Source organism: Pseudomonas sp. PONIH3 (genome assembly GCF_002934345.1).
GTDB lineage: Bacteria > Pseudomonadota > Gammaproteobacteria > Pseudomonadales > Pseudomonadaceae > Aquipseudomonas > Aquipseudomonas soli.
Genome location: NZ_CP026386.1, coordinates 1,438,940 through 1,460,537, shown reverse-complemented (window position 1 = coordinate 1,460,537; position 21,598 = coordinate 1,438,940). Strand labels below are relative to the sequence as shown.

Sequence of the window (21,598 nt, the reverse complement as noted above, 5' to 3'; positions counted from 1 at the left end):
AAGCGCTGTGCTTGTATCGAGTTGTTATCCGACGCCCTGTCGCGGCAACGGGCTTTTGATGCCCTGAAGGGGTAAGTCAGGTAGAATGCGCGCCCGGTTTTTGGAGATGATCATGACCCTGCTCAAATTCAGCGATGTGTCCCTCGCGTTCGGCGCCATGCCGCTGTTGGACAAAGTGTCCTGGCAGATCGCCCGTGGCGAGCGGGTGTGCATCATCGGCCGCAACGGCACGGGCAAGTCGAGCATGCTGCGCCTGGTCAAGGGCGAGCAGAAGGGCGATGACGGTGATATCTGGCGCGCCCCGGGCCTGAAGATTGGCGAGCTGCCGCAAGAGCTGCCGGTGGCCGACGAGCGTAGCGTATTCGATGTGGTAGCCGCTGGCCTTGACGGCGTCGGCGAGTTGCTGGCGCAGTTCCATCATCTGAGCCAGAACATCCACGGTGACGAGGATCTCGAAAAGCTCATGCACGTCCAGCATGAGCTCGAAGCCCGTGACGGCTGGCGCCTGCAGCAGGTGGTGGAAAGCACCCTGAGCCGCCTGCAGTTGCCGGCCGACAAGACCCTGGCCGAGCTCTCCGGCGGCTGGCGCCGGCGCGTGCTGCTGGCCCAGGCGCTGGTGTCCGAGCCCGACCTGCTGCTGCTGGACGAACCGACCAACCACCTGGACATCGGCGCCATCGCCTGGCTGGAAGAGGCCCTGAAAGGTTTCGGCGGCGCGGTGTTGTTCATCACCCACGACCGTTCCTTCCTGCAGAACCTGGCCACGCGGATCCTCGAGCTGGACCGTGGCGGGCTGATCGACTGGAACGGCGACTACGCCAGCTTCCTGGTGCACAAGGAGGCCGAGCTGGCAGCCGAGGCCACTGCCAACGCGCTGTTCGACAAGCGCCTGGCCCAGGAAGAAGTGTGGATCCGCCAGGGCATCAAGGCCCGACGCACCCGCAACGAAGGCCGCGTGCGCGCGCTCAAGGCGCTGCGCGTGGAGCGTGGTGAGCGCCGCGAACGCCAGGGCAAGGCCAATATCCAGATCGAAGTGGCGGACAAGTCCGGCAAGCAGGTGATGGTGCTGGAGGACGTCAGCTTCGCCCACCAGAATGGGCCGAAGCTGGTCAAGGATTTCTCCATGGTGCTGCAGCGCCAGGACCGTATCGGCTTGCTGGGTGCCAACGGCACCGGCAAGACGACCCTGCTCAAGCTGATGCTCGGCGACCTGGAACCCACCAGTGGCAAGGTCGAGCGCGGCACCAAGCTGGAAGTGGCCTACTTCGACCAGATGCGCCATCAGCTGGACCTGGAAAAGACCGTCATCGACAACCTGGCCGAAGGCCGCGATTTCATCGAGATCGACGGCCAGAACCGTCATGTGCTGAGTTACCTCGGCGATTTCCTGTTCAGCCCGCAGCGTGCGCGCACGCCGGTCAAGGCGCTGTCCGGGGGCGAGCGCGCGCGCCTGCTGCTGGCCAAGCTGTTCAGCAAACCGGCCAACCTGCTGGTGCTGGACGAACCGACCAACGACCTCGACGTCGAGACCCTCGAGTTGCTCGAAGAGGTGCTGTCCAACTACAAAGGCACGGTGCTGATGGTCAGCCACGACCGGGCCTTCCTCGACAACGTGGTGACCAGCACCCTGGTGTTCGAAGGTGAAGGGCGCGTGCGCGAGTACGTCGGCGGCTACGAGGACTGGATTCGCCAGGGTGGTTCGCCGAAGCTGCTCGGCGTGACCGAAAGCAAGGGCGGCAAGTCCGAGCTCAACAGCGCCGTGGTGCAGGCGCCGGTGGAGGAGGTGGCGCCTGTTGTTGCCGCTGCGCCTGCGGCCGATGCCAGCAAGAAGAAGCTCAGCTACAAGCTGCAGCGTGAGCTGGAGATGCTGCCGGGGCAGATCGATGCGCTGGAGCAGCGAATGGCCGAGGCGCAGGAAGAAGTGAGTGCGGCGGGCTTCTATCAGCGGCCGATTGCCGAGACTGCGGCGGTGCTGGCCAAGATCGAGAAGCTGCAGGGCGAGCTGGACGTGCTGGTGGAACGCTGGGCCGAGCTGGAAGGCTGAAGCCATCGCGGGGCAAGCCCGCTCCCACGCAGCCCTGTTTGACGGACTTTGTGGGAGCGGGGTTGCCCCGCGATGAAAGTATTACTCGGCCTTCTTCTGCAACCGCACCGCCAATACATCGCACGGCGCGCCGTGCAGCACGTCGTTGGCGGTGGAACCCAGCAGCAGGGCCAGACCGTGGCGGCCATGGCTGCCGACCACGATCAGGTCGCAATGCTGGTCCTTGGCTAGCTGGTGGATCTCCTGGCGCGGCTGGCCGTAGACCAGGTGCGAATCGCCGCGATTGATATCCGGGTACTTGTTGTACAGGCGCTCCATGCGTTCCTTGGCCTGGTCGAATTGTTGCTGCTGCAATTGCGACAGGTCCATCGGCACGTCGCCGCCGAAGGCCATGGCCATGGGCTCGACGATGTGCACCAGGGAGACCTTGGCACCGCTGGCCAGGGCGATGGCCTTGGCTCGCTTGATCACCGGGTCGCATTCTTCGGTCAGGTCGACAGCGACCAGAAGATGTTCATAGGACATGTGCAGTACTCCTGACAATCGCGATAGTAGAAGTATGGTCGCTTTCGCGCGGATCTTCCGTGAAACCTGACTAACCCGCTCATTTGCAACGCTTTATAAGGTCTACAGATATGACGGTATGGCTGGTGGTGTCAATCCTTGCGCTGATTCTCAGCCCGTTGGCCTGGTTGCGCCCTTCGCGCAAACAGAGCGAGCAGATGAGCCTGCGCCTGGAGGGGCGGCGCATGGGGCTGGCCATGCAGTTGGCGCCGCAACAGTGGCCGCACTGGCTGGAAAACGAACCGCCCAGCCCTTGTCCGCAGTACCATCGGGCGCGGCGCAAGGGGCGCGCGGACAGCTGGTGCTACTGGCAGATCACCCCGGGCGTGTGGTGGAACCAGTGGCGCGAGCCCTGCGAGGATCAGCGCCTGGCCGAGGCATTCGCCCGCCTCCCGGCAACGGTCTACAAGGTCGAGGCCGACAGTCGCATGATTGCTCTGTACTGGAGCGAGCGGGGCGATAAATCTGTTTTGCAGGATATTGCCCAAGTCCTCCAAACCCTCGCCTGAAATCGCAGAAGGCAAAACGGCGCACCGGAGCAAGCATGCTCCGGTGCGCCGTTTTGCGTTTGAGCGTGAAGCAAAAGGCCAGGCAGGCCGGAAATACTTTCAATCAGGCGCAGTGTAGCCGTCCTGGGTGGATGCGTTTAAAAAAAAGCACGTGTGCCGGCAGGGATGGTCTATCGCTGACATGAATGAAGGGCAATCACTGTCATCATGTTTCGTACCCAGAGGGTAGAAGATGACTGGAAAGTCGCGTTTTCACGGCCTTCGCGAGTATTTGACAACGCGGTTCTTTTCGGGGAATGTGTGCACACCCAAGTCAAACGGGCGTATGAATTGAGCGTTTGTATGTCAGACGGCTCTTACAGAATCCCGATTAGCGCGTCGACGGGTGTGCCTGGGGCGAGGGACCGGTAGAACCGGCTCTTGTTGCCAGCGATCGACGTGTACTGTTCAGCTTCCATATCGTGGAGATCAGTTGATGATTTACGAAGGTAAAGCCATCACGGTTAAGGCTCTTGAAAGCGGCATCGTCGAACTGAAGTTCGACCTCAAGGGTGAGTCCGTCAACAAGTTCAACCGTCTCACTCTGAACGAGCTGCGTCAGGCCGTGGACGTGATCAAGGCCGATGCCTCGGTCAAGGGCGTGATCGTCAGCAGTGGCAAGGACGTGTTCATCGTCGGCGCCGACATCACCGAGTTCGTCGACAACTTCAAGCTGCCCGAGGCCGAACTGGTCGCCGGCAACCTGGAAGCCAATCGCATTTTCAGTGACTTCGAAGACCTGCAGGTGCCGACCGTGGTCGCCATCAACGGCATCGCCCTGGGTGGCGGCCTGGAGATGTGCCTGGCCGCAGACTACCGGGTCATGTCCAGCAGTGCCAAGATCGGCCTGCCTGAAGTCAAGCTGGGTATCTACCCAGGCTTTGGCGGCACCGTGCGCCTGCCGCGCCTGATCGGCTCGGACAACGCCATCGAGTGGATTGCGTCCGGCAAGGAAAACCGCGCCGAGGACGCCCTGAAAGTCGGCGCCGTCGATGCCGTGGTCGCCCCCGAGCTGCTGCAGGCCGGAGCCCTGGACCTGGTCAAGCGCGCCATCAGCGGTGAGCTGGACTACAAGGCCAAGCGCCAGCCCAAGCTGGAAAAACTCAAGCTCAACGCCATCGAGCAGATGATGGCTTTCGAGACTGCCAAGGGCTTCGTTGCCGGCCAGGCCGGTCCGAACTATCCGGCGCCGGTCGAGGCCATCAAGACCATCCAGAAAGCCGCCAACTTCGGCCGTGACAAGGCTCTGGAAGTCGAGGCCGCAGGCTTCGCCAAGCTGGCCAAGACTTCGGTCGCCGAGAGCCTCATCGGCCTGTTCCTGAACGACCAGGAGCTCAAGCGCAAGGCCAAGGCCCACGACGAGATTGCTCACGACGTGAAACAGGCTGCCGTGCTCGGCGCCGGTATCATGGGTGGCGGCATCGCCTACCAGTCGGCGGTCAAGGGCACCCCGATCCTGATGAAGGATATCCGCGAGGAAGCCATCCAGCTGGGCCTGAACGAGGCCTCCAAGCTGCTCGGCAAGCGTGTCGAGAAGGGTCGCCTGACTCCGGCCAAGATGGCCGAGGCCCTCAACGCCATTCGCCCAACCCTGTCCTACGGTGACTTCGGCAATGTCGACATCATCGTCGAGGCCGTGGTCGAGAACCCGAAGGTCAAGCAAGCCGTGTTGGCCGAGGTGGAAGGCCAGGTGAAAGAGGATGCGATCCTCGCCTCCAACACCTCGACCATCTCCATCAACCTGCTGGCCAAGGCGCTCAAGCGTCCGGAAAACTTCGTCGGCATGCACTTCTTCAACCCGGTGCACATGATGCCGCTGGTGGAAGTCATCCGTGGCGAGAAGTCCAGCGACGTGGCCGTGGCCACCACCGTGGCCTACGCCAAGAAGATGGGCAAGAACCCGATCGTGGTCAACGACTGCCCGGGCTTTTTGGTCAACCGCGTGCTGTTCCCGTACTTCGGCGGCTTCGCCAAGCTGGTCAGCGCTGGCGTCGACTTCGTGCGCATCGACAAGGTGATGGAAAAGTTCGGCTGGCCGATGGGCCCGGCCTACCTGATGGACGTGGTCGGCATCGACACCGGCCACCATGGCCGCGACGTGATGGCCGAAGGCTTCCCGGACCGCATGAAGGACGATCGTCGCTCCGCCGTCGACGCCCTGTACGAAGCCAACCGCCTGGGTCAGAAGAATGGCAAGGGCTTCTACGCCTACGAGACCGACAAGCGCGGCAAGCCGAAGAAAGTCGCCGATGCCAGCGTGCTCGACGTGCTCAAGCCGGTCATCTTCGAGCAGCGTGAAGTCACTGATGAAGACATCATCAACTGGATGATGGTGCCGCTGTGCCTGGAGACCGTGCGCTGCCTGGAAGACGGTATCGTCGCCACCGCCGCCGAGGCCGACATGGGTCTGGTCTACGGCATCGGTTTCCCTCCCTTCCGTGGTGGTGCGCTGCGCTACATCGATTCGATCGGGGTCGCCGAGTTCGTCGCACTGGCCGACAAGTACGCCGACCTGGGGCCGCTGTACCACCCCACTGCGAAGCTGCGCGAAATGGCCAAGAACGGCCAGCGCTTCTTCAACTGAGCGCCCACGAGCTAGAGCGAGAATATTGATATGAGCCTGAATCCAAGAGACGTGGTGATTGTCGACTTCGGTCGCACGCCGATGGGCCGCTCCAAGGGTGGCATGCACCGCAACACCCGTGCCGAAGACATGTCCGCGCACCTGATCAGCAAGCTGCTGGAGCGCAACGACAAGGTCGACCCGAAGGAAGTCGAGGACGTGATCTGGGGCTGCGTCAACCAGACCCTGGAGCAGGGCTGGAACATCGCCCGCATGGCGTCGCTGATGACCCAGATCCCCCACACCTCCGCCGCGCAAACCGTCAGCCGCCTGTGCGGCTCGTCGATGAGCGCGCTGCACACCGCCGCCCAGGCGATCATGACCGGCAACGGTGACGTGTTCGTCATCGGTGGTGTCGAGCACATGGGCCACGTCAGCATGATGCATGGCGTCGACCCCAACCCGCACCTGTCCTTGCACGCTGCCAAGGCTTCCGGGATGATGGGCCTGACCGCCGAGATGCTGGGCAAGATGCACGGCATCACCCGTGAGCAACAGGATCTGTTCGGTGTGCGTTCGCACCAGCTCGCCCACAAGGCGACGGTCGAAGGCAAGTTCAAGGACGAGATCATCCCGATGCAGGGCTACGACGAGAACGGCTTCCTGAAGGTCTTCGACTACGACGAAACCATTCGCCCGGAAACCACCCTCGAAGGCCTGGCGTCGCTCAAGCCGGCGTTCAACCCGAAAGGTGGTACTGTTACCGCGGGCACCTCGTCGCAGATCACCGACGGCGCCTCGTGCATGATCGTCATGTCCGGCCAGCGCGCCATGGACCTGGGGATCCAGCCACTGGCGGTCATCCGTTCGATGGCGGTCGCCGGTGTGGATCCGGCGATCATGGGCTACGGCCCGGTCCCGTCGACGCAGAAAGCCCTCAAGCGCGCTGGTCTGACCATCGCCGACATCGACTTCTTCGAGCTCAACGAAGCTTTCGCCGCACAGGCCCTGCCGGTGCTGAAAGATCTGAAAGTGCTCGACAAGATGAATGAGAAGGTTAACCTGCACGGCGGCGCTATCGCCCTGGGTCACCCGTTCGGTTGCTCGGGGGCGCGGATTTCCGGCACCCTGCTCAACGTCATGAAGCAGAATGGCGGTACCCTGGGCGTCGCCACCATGTGTGTCGGCCTGGGCCAAGGCATCACCACTGTCTTCGAACGCGTCTGATCGCGGCGCAGGACAGCAGCCGGGGCCATGTGCCCCGGCTTTTGTTTTTTACAGGATTTGTTCAAGAGGGCGAGCGACATGCAGATACAACCTGGTGTGTACCGGCATTACAAAGGCCCTGAGTACCGTGTTTTCAGCGCTGCGCGACACTCCGAGAGCGAGGAGTGGATGGTGTTCTACCAGTGCCTGTATGGTGACTACAGCTTCTGGGTCAGGCCACTTTCGATGTTCCAGGAGTCCGTCGAGGTTGACGGCGAGCAGGTGCCACGCTTTGCTTTGGTCAAGGTCGAAGAGGGTCTCGGCGAGCGGCTGGGCAAGGCGCACGAGTGATAGACCGCGCTTGACCTCACTCTTTTGCCACTATATATAGCGGTGCCGCGTCCGGCACCTGACGCGTTTTTCATCTTCAGATTCAGGAATACTCCGATCCATGGGCAAATCGCTGGTCATTGTGGAATCCCCGGCCAAGGCCAAGACCATCAACAAGTACCTGGGCAGCCAGTACGTGGTGAAGTCGAGTATCGGCCACATCCGTGACCTTCCCACCAGCGGTTCCGCCAGTGCGAGCAAGGAACCGGCGGCCAAGCGCGGCAAGGCCGCGGCCGAGGCTCCGGCCTTGTCGCCGAAGGAGAAGGCGCGCCGCACCCTGGTCGCACGCATGGGCGTCGACCCCGAGGCGGGCTGGAAGGCCAAGTACGAGATCCTTCCCGGCAAGGAGAAGGTCATCGAGGAACTGCGCCGCCTGGCCAAGGATGCCGACACCATCTATCTCGCAACCGACTTGGATCGCGAGGGGGAAGCCATCGCCTGGCACCTGCGCGAGGCCATCGGCGGCGATGACAGCCGCTACAAGCGCGTGGTGTTCAACGAGATCACCAAGAAAGCCATCCAAGAAGCCTTCTCCCAGCCGGGCGAGCTCGATATCGATCGGGTCAATGCCCAGCAGGCGCGGCGTTTCCTTGATCGCGTGGTCGGCTACATGGTCTCGCCGCTGCTGTGGGCGAAGATCGCCCGTGGCCTGTCCGCCGGCCGCGTGCAGTCGGTGGCGGTGAAGCTGGTGGTCGAGCGCGAGCGTGAGATCCGTGCCTTCAACCCGGAAGAATACTGGGAAGTCCACGCCGACCTGGGCACTGCCAAGAACGCCAAGGTGCGTTTCGAAGTGGCCCGCGAGAAGGGCGAGGCGTTCAAGCCGCTCAACGAAGCCCAGGCCATGGCCGCGCTGGAGAAGCTCAAGGCCTCCAGCTACAGCGTGAGCAAGCGCGAGGACCGGCCGACCAGCAGCAAGCCTTCGGCACCGTTCATTACCTCCACCCTGCAGCAAGCCGCAAGCAACCGCCTGGGCTTCGGGGTGAAGAAGACCATGATGATGGCCCAGCGTCTGTATGAAGCCGGCTACATCACCTACATGCGTACCGATTCGACCAACCTGTCGACCGACGCCGTCGAGATGGCCCGCAGCTACATCGAGAAGGAGTTCGGCAAGCAGTACCTGCCTGCCGCGCCCATCGTCTATGGCAGCAAGGAAGGGGCCCAGGAGGCGCACGAAGCGATCCGCCCGTCCGACGTCAGCACCCACCCCACCAAGCTCAGTGGCATGGAGCGTGACGCCGAGCGCCTGTACGAGCTGATCTGGCGCCAGTTCCTGGCTTGCCAGATGCCGCCGGCGCAGTACCTGTCCACCAGCGTCACCGTGGTGGCGGGTGAGTTCGAGCTGCGCGCCAAGGGCCGGATCCTCAAGTTCGATGGTTACACCCGTGTCCTGCCGCAGCAGAGCAAGCCGGGCGAAGACGATGTGCTGCCGGAAATGGCCCAGGGTGAGGCGCTCAAGCTGATCCAGCTCGATCCCAGCCAGCACTTCACCAAGCCGCCGGCGCGCTTCACCGAAGCCAGCCTGGTCAAGGAAATGGAGAAGCGCGGTATCGGCCGCCCATCCACCTATGCGGCGATCATTTCCACCATCCAGGATCGCGGCTACGTCACGCTGCACAACCGCCGCTTCTATTCCGAGAAGATGGGCGACATCGTCACCGAGCGCCTGTCCGAGAGCTTCGCCAACCTGATGGACTACGGCTTCACCGCCGGCATGGAGGAGAACCTCGACGACGTGGCCCAGGGCGAGCGTGACTGGAAGAACGTCCTCGACGAGTTCTATGGCGACTTCAACAAGAAGTTGCAGACCGCCGAGTCCAGCGAGCACGGCATGCGTGCCAACCAGCCGACCCTGACCAACATTCCGTGCAAGGAATGTGGCCGGCCGATGATGATCCGTACCGCGTCCACCGGTGTGTTCCTCGGCTGCTCGGGTTACAGCCTGCCGCCGAAGGAGCGTTGCAAGGCGACGGTCAACCTGGTGCCGGGCGACGAAATCGCCGCCGACGACGAGGGCGAGTCCGAGTCGCTGGTGCTGCGCGGCAAGCACCGCTGCCCGATCTGTTCGACGGCGATGGATGCCTACCTGCTCGACGAGAAGCGCAAGCTGCACATCTGCGGTAACAACCCGGATTGCGCCGGCTACGAAATCGAGGAAGGCAACTACCGCATCAAGGGCTACGAAGGCCCGAGCCTGGAATGCGACAAGTGCGGCAGCGAAATGCAGCTCAAGACCGGCCGTTTCGGCAAGTTCTTCGGCTGCACCAACCCAAGCTGCAAGAACACCCGCAAGCTGCTCAAGAGCGGCGAGGCGGCGCCACCGAAGATGGACAAGGTGGACATGCCAGAGCTCAAGTGCGAGAAGGTCGACGATACCTACGTGCTGCGTGACGGTGCCTCGGGCTTGTTCCTGGCGGCCAGCCAGTTCCCGAAAAACCGCGAAACCCGTGCGCCGCTGGTGCTGGAGATCGTCCCGCACAAGCACGAGATCGATCCGAAGTATCACTTCCTCTGCGAAGCGCCACAGAAGGACCCGGAAGGGCGCCCGACGGTGATCCGCTACAGCCGCAAGACCAAGGAGCAGTACGTGCAGTCCGAGGTGGACGGCAAGCCTACCGGCTGGAAGGCGTTCTACGACGGCAAGGCGTGGAAGGTCGAAGACAAGCGCTGATCTGAAGGCGTGACTGGGGCCGCTCCGCAGGCCCAGTCATTTGATGACAAGCAAAGCGCAATCCCTGAAACTGCAGGCAATCGCCTTGCAGCCTTCAGGAGTCAGTCGAAATGGCCCAGGAACTCTACACCCGCACCAACCAGAAACTGTTCTTCGCCGGCCTCGCGCTGGAGTCCATGGCCAAGGCCGCGGACAGCCAGGCGCTGAATGCCCAGGGGCTGCTCCAGGCCGAGCGCGAGTCGGCGCTGTTCCACCTGTATGGCGCGCTGCTTGGGCTGTGCCACGAGATCGCCGGCTTCTACCGCCTGCCCCAGGCCTCGGCGGCACGGGCGGAATTGCTGTTCAGCGACGAGGTGCTGCAGAGCGTGGCGATCCCGGAAATGGCCGAGCTGCTGGAGCTCGCCCGCCAGCCGGAAACCTGGCTGGCACGTCTGCTGGCGGCTTATGCTGATTTGTTCCGACCACCGGTCGCCAAGAAAACCGTGAAGGGTGACGTTACCCAGCCGCTGATCCAGGCCGTCAATCTGGACGAGCCTGAGCCGGCAGAGCTTTCCCGGGAGGAACTGGAGGCCTGGCGGCAGAACCTGAAAAGCCTGGTGAGACGATTCCGCGATGCGCTGAGTGAGTGCTGAGCGCTTCCATGGCTGGTACACTAACGGCCTTTCGTGAAAAGCAGGCCCTTTATGTCAACGTCCTTTCTAGAAATTGTCGAGTTGCCTGATGGCCGGATCGAGCTGCGCCGCGCCGAAGATGAAGGCTCCCTGGTAACCTTGGATTTTTCCGAGGATGCCAAGGCATTCCTGCAAGGACAGCATGTGGAAGTGGCCAAGGCCATGCTCAGCGTTGGTGTGCAAATGGCCGGCCGCCTGGTTGAAGGCGACTTCGAGCGAGAAGAGGGGCCGCGCGTCCTTCACTGAGCCACGGTAGCGGCCCAGGGTTTCAAGCGTTTGACAGGCAAAGCCTGAACATCAGCCGAGGCGGATGTTCAGGCTTTGTGCGTTTCCGCTGGCCGCTGCGCGCTGCAGCTGTTGGCGGGCGTTGCTGTTGATGGTGCCCAGCCAGCTGACCACGGTATGGCTGTGCCCGAGGCGCAGCGCCTCGCAGGCCAGTTGCAGGGCCGTCTGCCTGCCGCCGGGTTGCAGCAACAGGATGCGTTCGCGGTTCAGGCCGGCATCACGCAGCCAGGCCTGGGTGAGGCTGCTGGGTGGGGCGATGAGCGTCAGCCAACGGCTGTCGTCTTCTTCGCTGAGTTCGCGCAGGATCGGCGCCAGCAGGCTCTGGCAGTGCCCTGGCGCGCCGCGCAGGGCCAGCTCGCTGAACAGCTCTGGCTGGCTGCTCTTGCGCGGCGCCTCGCTGGGCTTGAGGCCTGGCAGCACTGGCTGGGCAAGGAAGGCCTCGAACAGCGGCAACTGGGCTTGCTGGGGTGCATGGGTGAACGGCTGCATGACGCCTCCTGGTTCAGCGGCGCAGGACGCCGACGCTCAAGCCCTCGATCACCAGCTCCTGTTCCTTCAGGTCGACTTCGATGGGGGCGAATTCGGGGTTCTCGGCGATCAGCCAGACCTTGCTGCCTTCGCGCTTGAAGCGCTTGACGGTCACTTCGTCGCCGATACGGGCTACCACCACCTGGCCGTTGCGGGCTTCGCGGGTGGTGTGCACGGCGAGCAGGTCGCCGTCGAAGATGCCGATGTCCTTCATGCTCATGCCGTGCACCCGCAGCAGGTAATCGGCGCGCGGATGGAAGAAGGCCGGGTTGATGCTGCAGGAATCCTCGATGTGCTGCTCGGCGAGGATCGGCGCACCGGCGGCGACGCGGCCGATGATGGGCAGGCCGCTGTCCTCCTGCTTGGGCTCGAGGCCGGGGATGCGAATGCCGCGGGAAGCGCCAGGGGTCATCTCGATGGCGCCCTTGCGGGCCAGGGCTTTCAGGTGCTCCTCGGCGGCGTTGGGCGACTTGAAGCCCAGCTCCTGCGCGATTTCGGCGCGGGTCGGCGGGAAGCCGTTGTCTTCGAGGCAGCGTTTGATGAAAGCCAGAATCTCGGCTTGGCGTGGCGTCAGTTTCAGCATGGGCGAGGGCTCTGTCTTTATATACAGTGACTGGGATTATATACAGTGGCTGGCAAGCTGCAAGCACCCTTGCCGCACAACAGCTGCAAAGCGTGCGCATTCAATGCCTTGTGGCTGTGTTTAAATGAGCGACCACCCAGTCACTGAGCCTTGACATAATCAGGCTTGAAACGTATGTTTCAAACAACTGTTTGTCAGGCGGAGTAGTCATGGCCCAATCGGAAACCGTTGAGCGCATCCTCGATGCGGCGGAGCAGCTGTTCGCGGAGCGCGGGTTCGCGGAAACCTCATTGCGGCTGATCACCAGCAAGGCCGGGGTCAACCTGGCGGCGGTGAACTACCATTTCGGTTCGAAGAAAGCCCTGATCCAGGCGGTCTTTTCCCGATTCCTGGGCCCTTTCTGCGCCAGCCTGGAGCGTGAGCTCGACCGCCACCAGGCGCGTCCCGAGCAGAAGGCCTCGCTCGAGGAACTGCTGGAAATGCTGGTGGAGCAGGCCCTGGTGGTGCAACCGCGCAGCAACAACGACCTGTCGATCTTCATGCGCCTGCTGGGCCTGGCCTTCAGCCAGAGCCAGGGGCACCTGCGCCGTTACCTGGAAGACATGTACGGCAAGGTGTTCCGCCGCTACATGCTGCTGGTCAACGAGGCCGCGCCGCGCATTCCGCCACTGGAGCTGTTCTGGCGCGTGCACTTCATGCTCGGCGCCGCGGCGTTCAGCATGTCGGGTATCAAGGCGCTGCGCGCCATCGCCGAAACCGACTTCGGAATCAACACCTCGATCGAGCAGGTCATGCGCCTGATGGTGCCGTTTCTGGCCGCAGGCATGCGTGCCGACAGCGGTGTCACCGACCAGGCCATGGCCGCGGCGCAGTTGCGCCCACGCAGCAAGTCCGGCGCGCCCGCCAAGGCCTGAGCACTGGGCGGGGCAGGGCGCTTGCGCTAAGCTAGCGCCCATGCCTGAATTCGCCCCCGCCGCAATTCCCGTCAGCACGGCAGCTTCGCCACTGAACCATCGGACACCGCGTTGTCCGATGTGTGCGTGCGTCTGCGCGACCTCCGGATCTCCAATGAAGGACTCCCTATGACTGCCAGCCTGCAAGGCTCCCTGATGGTGGACATCGCCGGTAAATGGCTGACCGCCGAAGACCGCCATCTGCTGCGCCAGCCCGAAGTGGCCGGCCTGATCATCTTTGCCCGCAACATCGACAGCCCGCGCCAGGTGCGCGAGTTGTGCGCCTCGATCCGCGCCATCCGTCCCGAGCTGATCCTCGCCGTGGACCAGGAAGGCGGGCGGGTCCAGCGCCTGCGCCAGGGCTTCGTGCGCCTGCCGGCCATGCGCGCCATCGCCGACAACGCCAATGCCGAATACCTGGCCGAGCAGTGCGGCTGGCTGATGGCCACCGAGGTGCTGGCGGTAGGCCTGGACCTGAGCTTTGCCCCGGTGCTGGACCTCGACCATCAGCGCAGTGCGGTGGTCGGCAGCCGTGCCTTCGAAGGCAATCCACAGCGGGCTACCGAACTGGCCGGCGCCTTCATCCGTGGTATGAATGCCGCGGGCATGGCCGCCTGTGGCAAGCATTTCCCCGGTCACGGCTGGGCCGAGGCCGATTCCCATGTGGCGATCCCGGTCGATGAGCGCAGCCTGGAACAGCTGCGCACAGCCGACCTGGTGCCGTTCACCCGCCTGAGCGGCCAGTTGGCGGCGGTGATGCCGGCCCACGTGATCTACCCGCAGGTCGACAACCAGCCTGCCGGCTTTTCCCGGCGCTGGCTGCAGGACATCCTGCGCGGCGAGCTGGGCTTCGACGGGGTGATCTTCAGCGACGACCTGTCCATGGCTGGCGCCCACGTGGTGGGCGATGCCGCCAGCCGCATCGAGGCCGCGCTGAGCGCGGGCTGCGACATGGGCCTGGTGTGCAATGACCGGGCTTCGGCCGAGCTGGCGCTGAGCGCGGCGCAGCGCATGAAGGTCAAGCCGTCGCCGCGGATTGCACGGATGCGCGGGCAGGGCTTTGCGCGTACCGATTACCGCCAGCAGCCGCGTTGGCTGGAGGCGCTGGGGGCGTTGAAGGAAGCCCAGCTGGTCGACTGACCTCGCTGGCCTTCTCGCGGGGCAAGCCCGCTGCCACGAAGCCCTGAGGGTTAGTGGCAGCGGGCTTCTACTTGCTTCGTTTACCCGGCAGCGGCGCGAACAGCGCCTCGATCTCTTCATCCCCCAACCGCCATTGCCCGGCCTGCCCGCCATCGAGCAGCCCGGCTGCCAGTGCCGCCTTCTCTTGCTGCAACTGCTGGATCTTCTCTTCCACCGTTCCCCGGGTGATCAGCTTGAACACGAACACCGGCTTGTCCTGGCCGATGCGGTAGGCGCGGTCGGTGGCCTGGTTTTCACTGGCCGGGTTCCACCACGGGTCGTAGTGGATCACGGTGTCGGCGGCGGTCAGGTTAAGCCCCGTGCCGCCGGCTTTGAGGCTGATCAGGAATACCTCGCTGTCGCCATTCTGGAACTGCTGCACGGGGGCGCGACGGTCGCGGGTGTCGCCGGTCAGCAGGCTGTAGCGGATGCCGCGCTTCTCCAGCTCGAACTCGATCAGTGCCAGCATCGAGGTGAACTGCGAGAACAGCAGCACCTTGCGCCCCTCGCTGAGCAACTCCTCGAGCATCTCCAGCAGGCTGCCCAGCTTGCCCTTGTCGGCGAACGAACCCTTGGCCTCGGTGCCCTTGACCAGGCGCAGGTCGCAGCACACCTGGCGCAACTTGAGCAGTGCGTCGAGGATGACGATCTGGCTGCGCGCGGCGCCGTTGCGGGCGATCTCGTCGCGGACCTTCTTGTCCATTGCCACCCGCAGCGCCTCGTAGGTGTCGCGTTGGGCGTCGCTGAGCTCGACCCAGTGGATCATCTCGGTCTTGGCCGGCAGTTCGGTTGCCACCTGTTCCTTGGTGCGGCGCAGCAGGAACGGGCGGATGCGGCTGGCCAGGTGGGCCATGCGCTCGGCGTCGCCGTGGCGCTCGATCGGGGTACGGTATTCCTGGGTGAAGCGCTTGCTGTCGCCCAGCCAGCCGGGCATCAGGAAATGGAAGATCGACCACAGCTCGCCGAGGTTGTTCTCCATCGGCGTGCCGGTCAGGCACAGGCGCTGGCTGGCCTGCAGCTCGCGCACGGCCTGGGCGGCCTTGCTGGTGCTGCTCTTGATGTTCTGCGCCTCGTCCAGCACCAGCAGGTGCCAGGGCTGGGCCTTCAGTGGCTCCAGGTCGCGGGGGACCAGGGCGTAGGTGGTCAGCACCAAGTCATGCTCGGCGAGGTTGGCGAAGTGCTTGTTGCGGCCCGGGCCATGCAAGGCCAGCACGCGCAGGCCGGGGGCGAAGCGCCGGGCTTCGTCTAGCCAGTTGGGCACCAGGCTGGTGGGCATCACCGCCAGCGCCGGATGTTCCAGTCGCCCGCTTTCCTTCTCCAGTTGCAGGTGGGCCAGGGTCTGCAGGGTCTTGCCCAGGCCCATGTCGTCGCCGAGGATGCCGCCGGTGCCCATTTCGCGCAGGGCTTGCAGCCAGTTCAGGCCCTGCTGCTGGTAGGGGCGCAATGTGGCGTTCAGGCCTTCGGGCGGCGTCACCTGCAGGTCGCGGGCGTCGCGCAGGCGCCGGCCGAGGTCGCGCACATGGCTGCCACCTTCCCATTGCAGCGGCAGGTGGTCGATGTCATTGAGGCGCGCGGCATCGGTGCGGTCCAGGCGCAGGCTCGGGCCCACGGCGTCGTCGTGCAGGTACAGCTCGCCCAGGGTGCCCATCACCGCCTTGATGCGCCCGTAGGGCAGGGCGACCCGCAACGCCGGGCCGTCATGGCGGGCGCGGTTGAGGTCGATCAGCAGGTGCTCGTCGTCATTGCGCCGCGCCAGTTCGCTGGGCCGCAGCAGTTCCGGGCTGGTGCGCAGCAGTTGCAGCACAATTGGCAGCAGGCTGTGGCGCTGGCCGTCGACCACGATACCCAGTTCGAGGTCGAACCATTCGTGGCCTGGCGCTTCCTCGATGGTCGCATACCAGTCGTCGACCTCGTGCAGGTTGAAGGCGAAGTCGCGGTGCACGTCGATCACCCAGCCTGCCTCGCGCAGGCGCGGCAGGCCCTCGCGGGCGAAGCGCAGCCAGGCTTCGTCGTCGGGCAACTGGTACATTTCGCCGGCGCTGTCGGGCAGGGCCTTGCTCTGGCGGGTGGCCACCTTGAAGCCGTGGTCGCGCAGGGCCTTGCGAAGGGCCTGCTCGGCCTGTGGCTGGCGCTGGATGCGCTGGCTGGTGGTGCCCACCAGGCGGCTGAGTGGCTTGTCGTCGCTGCCGCTTGCACGCAGGCCGTCGTAGTCGAATGCCAGCGCGGCGCGGTGCTGCATCTGGCGTTGCATGCGCCCGGTCTTGGGCGTGTAGGCGCTGAATTCGAGGCTGCCGAGGGTCAGGTGCGGGGTTGGCTCGATGCCGTCGAGCTGTTCTTCCTGCACGGCGGTGGGGGTCGGCAGGCGATGGTTGAGCGCGTTGAGCTTGTGGCTGAGAGGCACGATAAGGTGTTCCGGTACATCGGGGGCAAGGGACAGCTGCAGGGCGGTATGCGGGTCCAGGTCGTGGCTGACGGTACCGACTTCCTTGGTATCGATATCGAAATAGAACAGCGGTATCAGCGGCAGTATGCAATTGAGCGGCTGCTCGCCGCAGTACCACATGCCTCGGTAGTCACCATTGTCCAGGCGAACCCAGCGGAACTGTGCCCGGCGTTCCGCGCCCTGTTGCAGCAGCGGCAGCCCTTCGATGAACATCAGGCGCCCGGTGTCCAGCACCCGCTGCAGCAACTCGCCGCCTTCATGACCCTTGAGCGTGTAGCCGCGTTCCTGGCCGTAGGGTGCGTTCTGCGCGGAGAGCTGGCGCAGGATGCGCAGGTCTTCCTCCTTGACGTACTTTGGCGGCTCGTAAAGCAATTCGTATAACGAATGGATGCGGCTGTAGCGGATGCCGTGCTCTTCGCGAGTACCCTTGCGCACGCGCAGCGCGCAGCTGCTGTGGTCATCGACGAGCATCAACTCGTAACAGACCATGCGCCCGCGCCGGTCTTCAGCGCCGTCTTGCCTGGGGGTGGGCTGCTCCAGGCCCTGCAGCCAATGCTGCAGGTGATGAGGCAGTTGCTCGCCGCTGGCCGCACCACGCCCGTAGCTGCTGGCCAGGGTGTAGAGCGCGGCGGCGCAATGCTTGCAGTTTTCGCCGACCGGGCAGGAGCAGTTGCCGCGCACGTGGCATTGCCCGGATGGCCGCGCAGTGATGATGATCCGCTGGCGGTAGACATTGCCGCCGCTGCCGCGGCAGGTTGAATCGATGCGAGATTCGCCGTGGGACTGGATCTGCACCAGGCCCTGTTCGGCGTAGCGCTCGCCACGTTGCAGGGTGGCCGCGGAAAAGTCGCGCTTCCAGCTCCGATTCTCGGCTACCAGCTTCTGCACATCGGCGTTCACGGTTTCACTGCTCCATCATTTCCGGATCCGGCAGTGGCATCTTGCGCATGCCGGCAGGAGATACCTTGAGCAGCACGGCCAGGTGACCCCCATCGAGGAAGGTCAGCTGCCCGGCTTTCATGTTGCTGTTGCTCTGCTTGAATTGCTCGCTGCGCAGCACGCTGCCATTGCTGTCGAGCTGGTTGACCCAGAGGTTGGCGTCCACGGCGATGAAGCGGCTTTCCTGGATGCTCAGGTTGCCCTCGATCGGGAAGTGGCCGAACTGTTCGTCACCGGCACTCAGGGCAACGGTTTCGCCATCCTGCTGCCAGGCCTTGTGCAGCAGCACGGTGTAATCGGCGGTGGCCTGCAGGCGGGTGACTTCGTCACCCAGGCCGGTCGGGCGCTCGGCGCCTTTTTCCAGGCGCGGCGCGCCGGCGCTCCAGTCTTCCGGGGCGAACGGGCTGGTGATCGCCGGCACGGCGTTCTGCCGCACCAGGATCATTTCCACCTGGTAGGGGCCTGCGGCGAAGGCAACTGGCGTGAGCAGGGCCAGCAGCAGGGTCAGGCAACGGATGGCACGCATGAAGCTTCCTTATGGATTTTGTGGGGTGAGGCGCTCGAACAGCGCTTCCAGGGTGTTGAAACGTTCTTCGGGGCGTTCCATCGGCACCAGGAAGCGGAACTGGGTCGCGCCTTCGAACTTGTAGCGTTTGGGCTGGCCCTGGATCAGCTTGATCAGGGTCAGCGGGTCGACCGGGGTTTCGGCTTCGAATTCGAGCTTGCCGCCGTTGGGGCCGGCATCGACCTTCTTGATGCCGAGCTTTTCCGCCTGCAGCTTGAGCAGGGTCAGGCGCATCAGGTTCTTGGTCGGCTCCGGCAGCAGCCCGAAGCGGTCGATCATCTCCACCTGCAAGTCCTTGAGCCCCTCTTCGTCGGCTGCCGAGGCGATGCGCTTGTACAGGATCAGGCGCGCATGCACGTCGGGCAGGTAGTCCTCGGGGATCAGCGCCGGTAGGCGCAGGTTGATCTCCGGGCCGCCGCCAAGCGGCTGTTCGAGGTTCGGCTGGGTGCCCTTGCGGATGGCCTTGACCGCGCGTTCGAGCATCTCCATGTACAAGGTGAAACCGACCGCCTGGATCTGCCCGCTCTGGCCTTCGCCGAGTAGTTCGCCGGCGCCGCGGATCTCCAGGTCGTTGGTGGCCAGGACGAAGCCCGCGCCCAGGTCCTGGGTATTGGCGATGGCCTCCAGGCGTTTCTCGGCGTCAGCGCTGATCTGCTGGCGCGGCGGGGTCAGCAGGTAGGCATAGGCCTGGTGGTGGCTGCGCCCGACCCGGCCACGCAGTTGGTGCAATTGCGCCAGGCCGAACTTGTCGGCGCGCTCGATGACGATGGTGTTGGCGCTTGGCACGTCGATGCCGGTCTCGATGATGGTCGAGGCAATCAGCACGTTGAAGCGCTTGTGGTAGAAGTCGCTCATCACCTGCTCGAGCTCGCGTTCGCGCATCTGCCCGTGGCCGATGCCTATGCGTGCCTCGGGCACCAGTTCGGCCAGCTCGGCCGCGCACTTCTCGATGGTTTTCACATCGTTGTGCAGGTAGTACACCTGGCCGCCGCGCAGCAGTTCGCGCAGCAGCGCTTCCTTCACCGTGCTCTTGTTCTGCTCCATGACGAAGGTGCGCACCGACAGGCGCCGCGCCGGGGGCGTGGCGATGATCGACAGGTCGCGCATGCCCGACACGGCCATGTTCAGCGTGCGCGGAATCGGCGTGGCCGTCAGCGTCAGGATGTCAACCTCACTGCGCAGCGCCTTGAGCTGTTCTTTCTGGCGCACGCCGAAGCGGTGTTCCTCGTCGATGATGGCCAGGCCCAGGTCCTTGAAGCGCACGTCGTCCTGCAGCAGCTTGTGAGTGCCGATGAGGATGTCGATCTTGCCCTCGGCAAGATCCGCTGCGGCGCTGGCCACTTCCTTGGCCGACTTGAAGCGGCTCATCACCTCGACCTTCACCGGCCAGTCGGCGAAGCGGTCGCGGAAGCTGTTGTAGTGCTGCTGGGCGAGCAGGGTCGTGGGCACCAGCACCGCCACCTGGCGGCCGCTGTGCACGGCGATGAAGGCGGCGCGCATGGCCACCTCGGTCTTGCCGAAGCCGACGTCGCCGCACACCAGGCGGTCCATGGGCTGGCCGGCGAGCATGTCGGCACGCACGGCCTCGATGGCGGTCTGCTGGTCGGGGGTTTCCTCGAACGGGAAGCCGGCGCTGAAGGTGGCGTAGTCGGCGGCCGGGTCGGCGAAGGCATAGCCTTTGCGCGCGGCGCGCCGGGCATAGATATCGAGCAGCTCGGCGGCGACGTCGCGCACCTGCTCGGCGGCCTTGCGCTTGGCTTTCTGCCAGGCCTCGGAGCCCAGCCGGTGAAGTGGGGCCAGTGCGTCGTCGCTGCCGGTGTAGCGGGCAATCAGGTGCAGGTTGGCCACCGGCACGTAGAGCTTGGCGCCCTCGGCGTATTCGAGGGTGAGGAACTCGGCGGCCTGGCCGTCGATTTCCAGGGTGGCCAGGCCCAGGTAGCGGCCCACGCCATGGTCGATGTGCACCACCGGCGCGCCTTCGCGCAGCTCGGTGAGGTTCTTGATTACCGCGTCGTTGGCCGCCTCGCCGCGTTTCTCGCGGCGCCTGCGCTGCATCACGCGCTGGCCGAACAGCGGGCTTTCCGCTACCAGGGCAATGGCCGGGTCGTCCAGCAGCAGGCCGTCGTCCAGGGGGGCGATGGTGATCGCCAGGCGTTCGCCGCCGGTGACGAAGTCGGCCCAGCTGTCGACCGTCTGCGGGCGCAGCTTGAGGCGCTCGAGCAGCTCCAGCAGCACTTCGCGCCGGCCCGCGGACTCGGCGGTGAACAGCACGCGGCCGCTGAACTGGTCGAGGAAGTTGGCCAGTTCCGCCAGCGGCTGGTGGGCCTTGGCCTCGATGGCCAGGTTGGGCAGGGCGCGGGCGGGGAAGCGCTCGCGCCCCGCGCCGGCGTCGAGGTCCTCGGCGCTGACTACCACCCGTGGCCATTGCTTGAGGCGGGCGAAGCAATCCTCCACCGGCAGGAACAGTTCCGCAGGGGGCAGTAGTGGCCGGGTCATGTCGCCGCGGCGCTCTTCATAGCGCCCGCGCACATCGTTCCAGAAGTGTTCGGCGGCCTGTTCCACGCCCGGTAGCGAGAACACCTGGGTGTCGGCCGGCAGGTAATCGAACAGGGTGGCGGTTTCTTCGAAGAACAGCGGCAGGTAGTACTCGATGCCGGCGGGGATGATGCCGCTGGTGAGGTCCTGGAAGATCGCGCTACGGCGGAAGTCGACGTCGAAGCGTTCGCGGAAGCGCGCCTTGAAGCGCGTCACCTCGTCCTTCTGCATGGGGAACTCGCGCGCCGGCAGCAGGCGGATCGAGTCGACCTTGTCGATCGAGCGCTGGCTCTCAGGGTCGAAGGTGCGCAGGGTCTCGATCTCGTCGTCGAACAGGTCGATGCGGTACGGCTGCTTGCTGCCCATCGGGAACAGGTCGATCAGCGCGCCGCGCACGGCGAACTCGCCGTGCTCGTAGACCGTGTCGACGCAGCGGTAGCCGCTGGCTTCCAGGCGCGCGCGCATCTGCTCGACGTCGATCTTCTGGCCCACGTCCAGCACCAGGCTGCTGCCCAGCAGGAAGCGCGTGGGGGCCAGGCGGTGCAGGGCGGTGGTGATCGGCACGACGAGAATGCCATGGCTCAGCTCCGGCAACCGATAGAGGCTGGCGATGCGCTGGGAGATGATGTCCTGGTGCGGCGAGAACAGGTCGTAGGGCAGGGTTTCCCAATCGGGGAAGGGCAGCACCGGCAGTTCCGGCGCGAAAAAGCGCAGTTCCTGCTCCAGGCGGTCGGCCGCCTGGCTGTCGGCGGTCAGCAGCAAGGTGAAGCGACCGGCGGTACTGGCAGCCTCGGCGACGGCCAGGCTCAAGGCCGCGCCGGGCAGGTTGCCCCAGGTTTGTTTGCCGGCCGTGGCCGACATTTGCGGTAGGCGCAGAACTGACACGGGAGATCGGACTCCAAGCGTTGCGGCAAAGAGGTCGATTGTACCG

At 64.5% G+C, this 21,598-nt stretch carries 16 protein-coding genes; 10 read left to right on the top strand and 6 right to left on the bottom strand.

Annotated elements, in window-relative coordinates:
- The first annotated feature begins 112 nt into the window (after positions 1 to 112).
- Positions 113 to 2,044 (top strand): ATP-binding cassette domain-containing protein, encoded by a 1,932-nt coding sequence (locus C3F42_RS06640; protein ID WP_038707471.1) that lies wholly within the window; start codon positions 113 to 115, stop codon positions 2,042 to 2,044.
- An 81-nt stretch (positions 2,045 to 2,125) separates the two neighbouring features.
- Here C3F42_RS06640 and C3F42_RS06635 read toward each other — a convergent pair whose 3' ends face one another.
- Entirely contained in the window at positions 2,126 to 2,569 is a 444-nt protein-coding gene (locus C3F42_RS06635) for a universal stress protein (protein WP_023631394.1), read from the bottom strand.
- Between the two features lie 110 nt (positions 2,570 to 2,679).
- Between C3F42_RS06635 and C3F42_RS06630 the strand changes: the two genes are divergently transcribed.
- The 7 genes from C3F42_RS06630 to C3F42_RS06600 all read left to right on the top strand — a co-directional run bounded on the left by C3F42_RS06630 (position 2,680) and on the right by C3F42_RS06600 (position 10,903).
- Positions 2,680 to 3,117 (top strand): hypothetical protein, encoded by a 438-nt coding sequence (locus tag C3F42_RS06630; RefSeq protein ID WP_038705743.1) that lies wholly within the window; start codon positions 2,680 to 2,682, stop codon positions 3,115 to 3,117.
- A 475-nt stretch (positions 3,118 to 3,592) separates the two neighbouring features.
- Positions 3,593 to 5,740, top strand: coding sequence for a fatty acid oxidation complex subunit alpha FadB (fadB, locus tag C3F42_RS06625; RefSeq protein ID WP_038705744.1), 2,148 nt, complete (start codon positions 3,593 to 3,595; stop codon positions 5,738 to 5,740).
- A gap of 30 nt (positions 5,741 to 5,770) precedes the next feature.
- Complete coding sequence (gene fadA / locus C3F42_RS06620) at positions 5,771 to 6,946, top strand: acetyl-CoA C-acyltransferase FadA (protein WP_023629457.1); 1,176 nt, start codon at positions 5,771 to 5,773, stop codon at positions 6,944 to 6,946.
- A gap of 78 nt (positions 6,947 to 7,024) precedes the next feature.
- Positions 7,025 to 7,276, top strand: a complete 252-nt coding sequence (locus tag C3F42_RS06615; protein WP_031314692.1) for a DUF1653 domain-containing protein — start codon at positions 7,025 to 7,027, stop codon at positions 7,274 to 7,276.
- A 100-nt stretch (positions 7,277 to 7,376) separates the two neighbouring features.
- Positions 7,377 to 9,986, top strand: coding sequence for a type I DNA topoisomerase (gene topA / locus C3F42_RS06610; protein WP_038705745.1), 2,610 nt, complete (start codon positions 7,377 to 7,379; stop codon positions 9,984 to 9,986).
- A gap of 110 nt (positions 9,987 to 10,096) precedes the next feature.
- Positions 10,097 to 10,618 carry a DUF6586 family protein gene (locus C3F42_RS06605; RefSeq protein WP_023630869.1) on the top strand — a complete coding sequence of 174 codons (522 nt, stop codon included), beginning with the start codon at positions 10,097 to 10,099 and terminating at the stop codon, positions 10,616 to 10,618.
- Between the two features lie 51 nt (positions 10,619 to 10,669).
- Entirely contained in the window at positions 10,670 to 10,903 is a 234-nt protein-coding gene (locus C3F42_RS06600) for a hypothetical protein (protein ID WP_023630868.1), read from the top strand.
- Positions 10,904 to 10,954: 51 nt separating this feature from the next.
- Here C3F42_RS06600 and sulA read toward each other — a convergent pair whose 3' ends face one another.
- Both sulA and lexA read right to left on the bottom strand, forming a co-directional pair.
- Positions 10,955 to 11,431, bottom strand: a complete 477-nt coding sequence (gene sulA, locus C3F42_RS06595) for an SOS-induced cell division inhibitor SulA (protein WP_104444211.1) — start codon at positions 11,429 to 11,431, stop codon at positions 10,955 to 10,957.
- 13 nt (positions 11,432 to 11,444) lie between these two features.
- The gene (gene lexA / locus C3F42_RS06590; RefSeq protein WP_023632613.1) at positions 11,445 to 12,053 is read right to left on the bottom strand and encodes a transcriptional repressor LexA; all 609 of its coding nucleotides are present in this window, start codon (positions 12,051 to 12,053) and stop codon (positions 11,445 to 11,447) included.
- 209 nt (positions 12,054 to 12,262) lie between these two features.
- Here lexA and C3F42_RS06585 point away from each other — a divergent pair, with 209 nt between their 5' ends.
- Both C3F42_RS06585 and nagZ read left to right on the top strand, forming a co-directional pair.
- Positions 12,263 to 12,967, top strand: coding sequence for a TetR/AcrR family transcriptional regulator (locus C3F42_RS06585; protein WP_046856397.1), 705 nt, complete (start codon positions 12,263 to 12,265; stop codon positions 12,965 to 12,967).
- 180 nt (positions 12,968 to 13,147) lie between these two features.
- Complete coding sequence (gene nagZ, locus C3F42_RS06580) at positions 13,148 to 14,146, top strand: beta-N-acetylhexosaminidase (RefSeq protein WP_177410847.1); 999 nt, start codon at positions 13,148 to 13,150, stop codon at positions 14,144 to 14,146.
- Positions 14,147 to 14,213: 67 nt separating this feature from the next.
- Here nagZ and C3F42_RS06575 read toward each other — a convergent pair whose 3' ends face one another.
- The 3 genes from C3F42_RS06575 to mfd are packed head-to-tail and all read right to left on the bottom strand — an operon-like array spanning position 14,214 to position 21,552.
- A complete protein-coding gene (locus C3F42_RS06575) occupies positions 14,214 to 17,528 on the bottom strand; it encodes a DEAD/DEAH box helicase (RefSeq protein WP_104444209.1) in 3,315 nt (1,104 codons plus the stop codon).
- A 4-nt stretch (positions 17,529 to 17,532) separates the two neighbouring features.
- Positions 17,533 to 18,093 carry a CsiV family protein gene (locus tag C3F42_RS06570; protein ID WP_104444208.1) on the bottom strand — a complete coding sequence of 187 codons (561 nt, stop codon included), beginning with the start codon at positions 18,091 to 18,093 and terminating at the stop codon, positions 17,533 to 17,535.
- Positions 18,094 to 18,102: 9 nt separating this feature from the next.
- The gene (mfd, locus tag C3F42_RS06565; protein WP_038705749.1) at positions 18,103 to 21,552 is read right to left on the bottom strand and encodes a transcription-repair coupling factor; all 3,450 of its coding nucleotides are present in this window, start codon (positions 21,550 to 21,552) and stop codon (positions 18,103 to 18,105) included.
- Positions 21,553 to 21,598: the final 46 nt, after the last annotated feature.

What these genes read in the sequence shown, in the direction of transcription:
- fadB (WP_038705744.1), top strand. Translation starts at nt 3,593, where the DNA reads ATGATTTACGAAGGTAAAGCCATCACGGTTAAGGCTCTTGAAAGCGGC.
- C3F42_RS06640 (WP_038707471.1), top strand. Translation starts at nt 113, where the DNA reads ATGACCCTGCTCAAATTCAGCGATGTGTCCCTCGCGTTCGGCGCCATG.
- topA (WP_038705745.1), top strand. Translation starts at nt 7,377, where the DNA reads ATGGGCAAATCGCTGGTCATTGTGGAATCCCCGGCCAAGGCCAAGACC.
- fadA (WP_023629457.1), top strand. Translation starts at nt 5,771, where the DNA reads ATGAGCCTGAATCCAAGAGACGTGGTGATTGTCGACTTCGGTCGCACG.
- sulA (WP_104444211.1), bottom strand. Translation starts at nt 11,431, where the DNA reads ATGCAGCCGTTCACCCATGCACCCCAGCAAGCCCAGTTGCCGCTGTTC.
- lexA (WP_023632613.1), bottom strand. Translation starts at nt 12,053, where the DNA reads ATGCTGAAACTGACGCCACGCCAAGCCGAGATTCTGGCTTTCATCAAA.
- C3F42_RS06630 (WP_038705743.1), top strand. Translation starts at nt 2,680, where the DNA reads ATGACGGTATGGCTGGTGGTGTCAATCCTTGCGCTGATTCTCAGCCCG.
- C3F42_RS06570 (WP_104444208.1), bottom strand. Translation starts at nt 18,093, where the DNA reads ATGCGTGCCATCCGTTGCCTGACCCTGCTGCTGGCCCTGCTCACGCCA.
- C3F42_RS06615 (WP_031314692.1), top strand. Translation starts at nt 7,025, where the DNA reads ATGCAGATACAACCTGGTGTGTACCGGCATTACAAAGGCCCTGAGTAC.
- C3F42_RS06585 (WP_046856397.1), top strand. Translation starts at nt 12,263, where the DNA reads ATGGCCCAATCGGAAACCGTTGAGCGCATCCTCGATGCGGCGGAGCAG.
- C3F42_RS06635 (WP_023631394.1), bottom strand. Translation starts at nt 2,569, where the DNA reads ATGTCCTATGAACATCTTCTGGTCGCTGTCGACCTGACCGAAGAATGC.
- C3F42_RS06600 (WP_023630868.1), top strand. Translation starts at nt 10,670, where the DNA reads ATGTCAACGTCCTTTCTAGAAATTGTCGAGTTGCCTGATGGCCGGATC.
- C3F42_RS06605 (WP_023630869.1), top strand. Translation starts at nt 10,097, where the DNA reads ATGGCCCAGGAACTCTACACCCGCACCAACCAGAAACTGTTCTTCGCC.